The sequence below is a fragment of the Kitasatospora sp. NPDC057542 genome (assembly GCF_042801945.1).
Classification (GTDB): Bacteria; Actinomycetota; Actinomycetes; order Streptomycetales; family Streptomycetaceae; genus Kitasatospora.
Window position 1 is genome coordinate 1 of the sequence record NZ_JBHVFE010000604.1, and the last position, 4,676, is coordinate 4,676.

A 4,676-nucleotide genomic window follows, 5' to 3' on the forward strand; every position below is an offset into this window, starting at 1 on the left:
GAAGGAGCGGGCGGATGGGGCACCTGGTGTTCGGGCGGGCCCGTGTGCTTGCACGGGCCCGCCCACTGCCGTTGAACGTGCCGTCTTGGCTGCTGTTCGGCCGAGGGTGTCTCAGCCCGCGGTAAGGCCGGCGACCAGTTCGTCGGCCGCGCCGTACGGGTCCAGGGCACCCTCGGCCACCCGTTCGGCCAGTACGGCCAGGCGCCGGTCCCCGTGCAGGTCGCCGATCCGGGCGCGCAGCTCGGCCAGCGCGATCGCCTCGACCTCCTCGGCGGCCCGGCGGCGGCGGCGCGCGGTGAGCTCGCCGTGCTCCTCCAGCCAGGCACGGTGCTTCTCCAGCGCCTCGACCACCTCGTCCACGCCCTCGCCGCGGGCCGCGACGGTCTTGACGATCGGCGGGCGCCAGTCCCCCGGCTCCCGGGCCTCGCCGAGGCCCAGCATGTGGTTGAGCTCCCGCGCGGTGGCATCGGCGCCGTCCCGGTCGGCCTTGTTGACCACGAAGACGTCGCCGATCTCCAGGATCCCGGCCTTGGCGGCCTGGATGCCGTCGCCCATCCCGGGGGCCAGCAGCACCACGGTGGTGTCGGCCTGGGCGGCGACCTCGACCTCGGACTGGCCCACCCCGACGGTCTCCACCAGGATCACCTCGCAGCCGGCCGCATCCATCACCCGCAGCGCCTGCGGCGCCGCCCAGGAGAGCCCGCCGAGGTGGCCGCGGGTGGCCATCGAGCGGATGAACACCTCCGGGTCGGTGGCGTGGTCCTGCATCCGGACCCGGTCGCCCAGCAGCGCGCCGCCGGAGAACGGCGAGGACGGGTCGACGGCCAGCACCCCGACCCGCTTGCCGAGCCGCCGGTAGGCGGAGACCAGTGCCGAGGTGGAGGTGGACTTGCCGACCCCGGGCGAGCCGGTCAGGCCCACCGTGTACGCCCGCCCGGTGTACGGCGCGAGCGCGGCCATCGCCTCCCGCAGCTGCGGCGCGGCGTTCTCGACCAGCGTGATCAGCCGGGCGACCGCCCGCGGCCGGCCCTCCCGGGCCTGCTCGACCAGCGTGGCGACATCGATCATCAGGAGCTCCTAGCGCAGGCGCAGATGCCGAGGCTGCGGACCGCTGGTGGCGGTCCGCAGCCCTGGAGATCAGATCGGCCGGTCAGGCCTTCGGGACACGCACGATCAGCGCGTCGCCCTGGCCGCCGCCGCCGCACAGCGCGGCCGCGCCGACCCCGCCGCCACGGCGCTGCAGCTCCAGCGCCAGGGTCAGCACCACGCGGGCGCCGGACATCCCGATCGGGTGGCCGAGCGCGATGGCGCCGCCGTTGACGTTGACGATGTCGGAGGAGACGCCCAGGTCCTTCATGGACTGGTGGGCGACGGCCGCGAACGCCTCGTTGATCTCGATCAGGTCGAGGTCGGCGACCTCCAGGCCCTCCTTGACCAGCGCGTGCTTGATCGCGTTGGACGGCTGCGACTGGAGCGAGTTGTCCGGGCCGGCCACGTTGCCGTGCGCGCCGATCTCGGCGATCCAGCTCAGGCCCAGCTCCTCGGCCTTGGCCTTGCTCATCACGACCACGGCGGCGGCACCGTCGGAGATCTGCGAGGAGGTGCCGGCGGTGATCGTGCCGTCCTTGGTGAAGGCGGGGCGCAGCTTGGCCAGGCCCTCGACGGTGGTGTCCGCGCGGATGCCCTCGTCCTGGCTGAACAGCACCGGCTCGCCCTTGCGCTGCGGGATGGCGACCGGGACGATCTCGGCGTCGAAGACCCCGTCGGCCTGCGCCTTGGCGGCCCGCTGGTGGGAGGCGGCGGCGATCTCGTCCTGCACCTCGCGCGGGATGCCCAGGCGGGTGTTGTGCTTCTCGGTGGACTCGCCCATCGGGATGTTCTCGTAGGCGTCGGTGAGGCCGTCGTGCGCCATCGCGTCGAGCATCGCGATCGCGCCGTACTTGAAGCCCTCGCGGGACTTCGGCAGCAGGTGCGGGGCGTTGGTCATCGACTCCTGGCCGCCGGCCACCACGATGTCGAACTCGCCGGCCCGGATCAGCTGGTCGGCCAGCGCGATGGCGTCGAGGCCGGAGAGGCAGACCTTGTTGATGGTCAGCGCGGGGACGTTCATCGGGATGCCGGCCTTGACGGCGGCCTGGCGGGCGGGGATCTGGCCGGCGCCGGCCTGGAGCACCTGGCCCATGATCACGTACTGGACCTGCTCACCGGTGATCCCGGCCCGCTCCAGGGCCGCCTTGATCGCGACGCCGCCGAGGTCGGCACCGGAGAAGCCCTTGAGGGAGCCCAGCAGGCGGCCCATCGGGGTCCGCGCACCGGCAACGATCACAGAGGTGGTGTTGGTCATGGGACGGGCCCCTTCGCACGTCGTGGCCAGGTGAGGATGCGCTCAATGTACTGACCTGTTACCCGCCCGTCACCGGAGCGACGGTGTGATCGAGCGCACTGGCACCATCCAGTCAACACCGTGCCGACCCGCTCCGGGTGAACCGCCCGCCGTGTGAGCAGGCTCGCACCCCCGGTACTGGCGCCCGTTGCCGGCCATGCGCTGCACTTGGTGCACTTTCCCCCGACTACCCGGAGGTCGCCGTGCTGACCCGAATCGACCACATCGGCATCGCCTGCCGAGACCTCGACAAGACGGTCGAGTTCTACTGTGCCACCTACGGCTTCGAGGTCTTCCACTCCGAGGTCAACGAGGAGCAGGGCGTCCGCGAGGCCATGCTGCGGATCAACGGCACCGACGACGGCGGCGCCTCCTACCTCCAGCTGCTGGAGCCCACCCGGCCCGACTCCACCGTGGCCAAGTGGCTGGAGAAGAACGGCGAGGGCGTGCACCACATCGCCTTCGGCACCGCGGACGTGGACGGCGACGCCGAGGCCATCCGCGGCAAGGGCGTCCGGGTCCTCTACGACGAGCCGCGGATCGGCTCGATGGGGTCGCGGATCACCTTCCTGCACCCCAAGGACTGCGGCGGCGTGCTGACCGAACTGGTCACCTCCGCGCAGCAGGGCCAGGACGAGCACTGATCCCCTCCCGGCCCGCCCCGGGGCGGTCGGCGCCCCGGCGGCAGCCGACAGCCCGTCGGTCATGACCCGTCAGTAACCTGGCGGGAAGAGCCGGAAAACCCCCCTGCGGCCATTCCCCCGCAGTGTGCTCCCACTACAATGCCCAGGTGCGCGAAGGCTCCGGGGGACGGAGGCGACGGGCACGGCCGAAGACAGGCCCGTCCGCCCTCCGGTGGTCGGCCCGTCGCAAGGGGAGTCCATTACGCGGGCACGGCTGAACAGTCGCAAGACGGATCTGTCACCATTCTCCACAAGGCAAGAGTTCGCCCAGGAGTCCACCCGGACGGGGGAACGCGGCATCCCCGCGCTCCCACGCCCCGGACTCCGACGACCGCAACGGGCGGCCCCGGCATGGCGGGGAGCCGCCCACCGGCTGCGGATGCAAGGACCAGTCGGACCGGCGCCCGGGAATCGGGAGCCCGGAACCGGCCGGGTCGAGGACGCGACCAGGAGATGGATGGGACCGCGGAGTGCGGGGCAACGACCGCTACGAGGCTGACGATCACCTCTCCCAGTTCGAGGCCGAGATGGGTCGGACTCGGAAGGAGCGGGACAAGGCAGTCGAGCATGCCGAGGACCTGGCCTACCAGGTGGAGGTGCTCCGGGCGAAGCTGCACGAGTCCCGCCGCATGCTCGCCCAGCCGCGCGCCTTCGACGCCGTCTCCGGCCAGGCCGAGCAGATGCTCCGCACCGCCGAGATGCAGGCCCAGCAGCTGCGCGCCGACGCCGAGCGCCAGCTGCGCGACTCCCAGGCCGCCACCCAGCGGATCATGGCCGAGGCCGCCGAGCGCACCGCCCGGCTGGAGGCCGAGCTCGCCGCCCGCCGCCGCCAGCTGGAGGACGAGCTCGCCGAACTGCGCCGCTCCGCCGAGCAGCACGTCAACGGCTGGGCCGAGCAGACCCGGGCCGGCTCCGAGCAGGAGGCCCAGCGGCTGCTCCAGGACGCCCGCGCCGAGGCCGAGCGGATGGTCGCCGCCGCCCGCGCGGAGGCCGTCGCCCTCTCCGACCAGGCCCGCGCCCAGACCGCCGCCGACGTGGACGCCGCCCGCGGCGAGGCCCAGGCCGCCGCCGAGGCCGCCCTGCAACGGGCCCAGAGCGACGCCGAGCGCCTGCTGCGCGCCGCCTCCGAGCAGGCCCAGCAGGCCGGCGCCCAGGCCGCCGCCGACGTGGACGCGGCCCGCGGCGAGGCCCAGCAGCAGCTGGCCGCCGCGCACGCCGCCGCCGAAGGCCAGCTGGCCGCCGCCCAGGCCGAGATCGGCCGGCTCAAGGCGCAGGCCGCCGCCGAGCAGGCCCGGGCCGAGCAGCAGCTCGCCGCGGCCAAGGCCGAGATAGACCGGCTGCGCGCCGAGGCGATCGCCGAGGCGGAGCGCACCCGTCACGAGGCCGCAGAACTGCGTGCCCAGGCCGAACAGGCCGCCGAGCAGCTCCAGGCCGACGCCGAGGCCGCCGCCGAGCGCAAGGTCGCCGACGGCGAGGCCGCCAACGAGCAGCGCTCGCAGACCGCCCGGGCCGAGGTGGCCCGGATGGTCGCCCAGGCCACCAAGGAGGCCTCGGCGATCCGGGCCGAGGCCGAGGCCGTCCGCGCCGAAGCCGCCACCAAGCAGGCCGAG

General features: G+C 73.6%; 3 protein-coding genes and 1 pseudogene. 2 read left to right on the forward strand and 2 right to left on the reverse strand.

The window, feature by feature from the left end; translation table 11 throughout:
• Positions 1-111: 111 nt before the first annotated feature.
• Together meaB and ACFU7Y_RS40560 are read right to left on the reverse strand one after the other, a co-directional pair.
• A complete protein-coding gene (gene meaB / locus ACFU7Y_RS40555) occupies positions 112-1,068 on the reverse strand; it encodes a methylmalonyl Co-A mutase-associated GTPase MeaB (protein ID WP_224281216.1) in 957 nt (318 codons plus the stop codon).
• A gap of 82 nt (positions 1,069-1,150) precedes the next feature.
• Entirely contained in the window at positions 1,151-2,344 is a 1,194-nt protein-coding gene (locus ACFU7Y_RS40560) for an acetyl-CoA C-acetyltransferase (RefSeq protein WP_224281217.1), read from the reverse strand.
• Positions 2,345-2,586: 242 nt separating this feature from the next.
• Between ACFU7Y_RS40560 and mce the strand changes: the two genes are divergently transcribed.
• Both mce and ACFU7Y_RS40570 read left to right on the forward strand, forming a co-directional pair.
• Complete coding sequence (mce, locus tag ACFU7Y_RS40565; RefSeq protein ID WP_380771401.1) at positions 2,587-3,027, forward strand: methylmalonyl-CoA epimerase; 441 nt, start codon at positions 2,587-2,589, stop codon at positions 3,025-3,027.
• A 509-nt stretch (positions 3,028-3,536) separates the two neighbouring features.
• Positions 3,537-4,676: pseudogene (locus ACFU7Y_RS40570) on the forward strand (hypothetical protein); the annotation flags it as partial.